1 rRNA gene is annotated in these 2,846 nt (G+C 53.3%); it reads left to right on the top strand.

Annotation, left to right across the window (positions count from 1 at the left end):
• Positions 1 to 21: 21 nt before the first annotated feature.
• Positions 22 to 2,846: ribosomal RNA gene (locus AB5Y86_RS00490) — 23S ribosomal RNA — on the top strand; the annotation flags it as partial.

Below are 2,846 nucleotides of genomic sequence, written 5' to 3'. Positions count from 1 at the left end.
CGACACTTCTTGGGGTTGTATGGTTAAGTGACTAAGCGTACATGGTGGATGCCTTGGCAGTCAGAGGCGATGAAGGACGTACTAACCTGCGATAAGCTGTGAGAAGTCGGTAAGAGACGCTATTACTCACAGATTTCCGAATGGGGAAACCCACCCGAGATAACTCGGGTATCTGTTACTGAATACATAGGTAACAGAGGCGAACCGGGAGAACTGAAACATCTAAGTACCCCGAGGAAAAGAAATCAACCGAGATTCCCTCAGTAGCGGCGAGCGAACGGGGATTAGCCCTTAAGCATCTTGGAAGTTAGTGGAACGGTCCTGGAAAGGCCGGCGATACAGGGTGATAGCCCCGTACACGAAAACGACCTTGATGTGAAATCGAGTAGGGCGGGACACGTGACATCCTGTCTGAATATGGGGGGACCATCCTCCAAGGCTAAATACTCCTGACTGACCGATAGTGAACCAGTACCGTGAGGGAAAGGCGAAAAGAACCCCTGTGAGGGGAGTGAAATAGAACCTGAAACCGTGTACGTACAAGCAGTGGGAGCCCTTCGGGGTGACTGCGTACCTTTTGTATAATGGGTCAGCGACTTACATTTTGTAGCGAGGTTAACCGTATAGGGGAGCCGTAGGGAAACCGAGTCTTAACTGGGCGTCTAGTTGCAAGGTGTAGACCCGAAACCGGGTGATCTAGCCATGGGCAGGTTGAAGGTTGAGTAACATCAACTGGAGGACCGAACCCACTAACGTTGCAAAGTTAGGGGATGACCTGTGGCTGGGGGTGAAAGGCCAATCAAACTCGGAGATAGCTGGTTCTCCCCGAAAGCTATTTAGGTAGCGCCTCGGACGAATACTACTGGGGGTAGAGCACTGTTTGGGCTAGGGGGTCATCCCGACTTACCAACCCCATGCAAACTCCGAATACCAGTAAGTAATATCCGGGAGACACACGGCGGGTGCTAACGTCCGTCGTGAAGAGGGAAACAACCCAGACCGCCGGCTAAGGTCCCAAAGTTCTGGTTAAGTGGGAAACGATGTGGGAAGGCTCAGACAGCTAGGATGTTGGCTTAGAAGCAGCCATCATTTAAAGAAAGCGTAATAGCTCACTAGTCGAGTCGGCCTGCGCGGAAGATGTAACGGGGCTCAAACCAGGCACCGAAGCCGCGGATTCACACTTATGTGTGAGTGGTAGGGGAGCGTTCTGTAAGTCTGCGAAGGTGTATCGAGAGGTATGCTGGAGATATCAGAAGTGCGAATGCTGACGTAAGTAACGATAAAGGGGGTGAAAAGCCTCCTCGCCGGAAGACCAAGGGTTCCTGTCCAACGTTAATCGGGGCAGGGTGAGTCGACCCCTAAGGCGAGGCCGAAAGGCGTAGTCGATGGGAAGCAGGTTAATATTCCTGCACGACTTGTAATTGCGATGGGGGGACGGAGAAGGCTAGGTGGGCCAGGCGACGGTTGTCCTGGTGAAAGTGCGTAGGTGGTGTTTCTAGGCAAATCCGGAGACACAACACTGAGACACGAGACGAACACACTACGGTGTGGAAGCCATTGATGCCCTGCTTCCAGGAAAAGCCTCTAAGCTTCAGATTACAAGTCATCGTACCCCAAACCGACACAGGTGGTCGGGTAGAGAATACCAAGGCGCTTGAGAGAACTCGGGTGAAGGAACTAGGCAAAATAGAACCGTAACTTCGGGAGAAGGTTCGCTCCTGACAGTGAAGTCCCTTGCGGATGGAGCAGTTGGGAGTCGCAGTGACCAGATGGCTGGGACTGTTTATCAAAAACACAGCACTCTGCAAACACGAAAGTGGACGTATAGGGTGTGACACCTGCCCGGTGCCGGAAGGTTAATTGATGGGGTTAGCGCAAGCGAAGCTCTTGATCGAAGCCCCGGTAAACGGCGGCCGTAACTATAACGGTCCTAAGGTAGCGAAATTCCTTGTCGGGTAAGTTCCGACCTGCACGAATGGTGTAACCATGGCCATGCTGTCTCCACCCGAGACTCAGTGAAATCGAATTCGCCGTGAAGATGCGGTGTACCCGCGGCTAGACGGAAAGACCCCGTGAACCTTTACTACAGCTTGGCACTGAACATTGAACCTACATGTGTAGGATAGGTGGGAGGCTTTGAAGGCGTGACGCCAGTTGCGCTGGAGCCGTCCTTGAAATACCACCCTTGTATGTTTGATGTTCTAACGCAGGGCCCTGAATCGGGCTCGCGGACAGTGCCTGGTGGGTAGTTTGACTGGGGCGGTCTCCTCCCAAAGAGTAACGGAGGAGCACGAAGGTTGGCTAATCCTGGTCGGACATCAGGAGGTTAGTGCAATGGCATAAGCCAGCTTAACTGCGAGACGGACAGGTCGAGCAGGTACGAAAGTAGGTCATAGTGATCCGGTGGTTCTGAATGGAAGGGCCATCGCTCAACGGATAAAAGGTACTCCGGGGATAACAGGCTGATACCGCCCAAGAGTTCATATCGACGGCGGTGTTTGGCACCTCGATGTCGGCTCATCACATCCTGGGGCTGAAGTCGGTCCCAAGGGTATGGCTGTTCGCCATTTAAAGTGGTACGCGAGCTGGGTTCAGAACGTCGTGAGACAGTTCGGTCCCTATCTGCCGTGGGCGTTGGATGATTGAAGGGAGTTGCTCCTAGTACGAGAGGACCGGAGTGAACGAACCTCTGGTGTTCGGGTTGTCACGCCAGTGGCACTGCCCGGTAGCTAAGTTCGGAATCGATAACCGCTGAAAGCATCTAAGCGGGAAGCGAGCCCTGAGATGAGTCATCCCTGACCCCTTGAGGGTCCTAAAGGGCCGTTGGAGACCACAACGTTGATAGG

It is taken from the genome of Aeromonas sp. s8, from assembly GCF_040907785.1.
Taxonomy (GTDB): domain Bacteria; phylum Pseudomonadota; class Gammaproteobacteria; order Enterobacterales; family Aeromonadaceae; genus Aeromonas; species Aeromonas veronii.
Note: the sequence above shows the minus strand (reverse complement) of the source record. Positions and strands in the feature narration are given on the sequence as shown.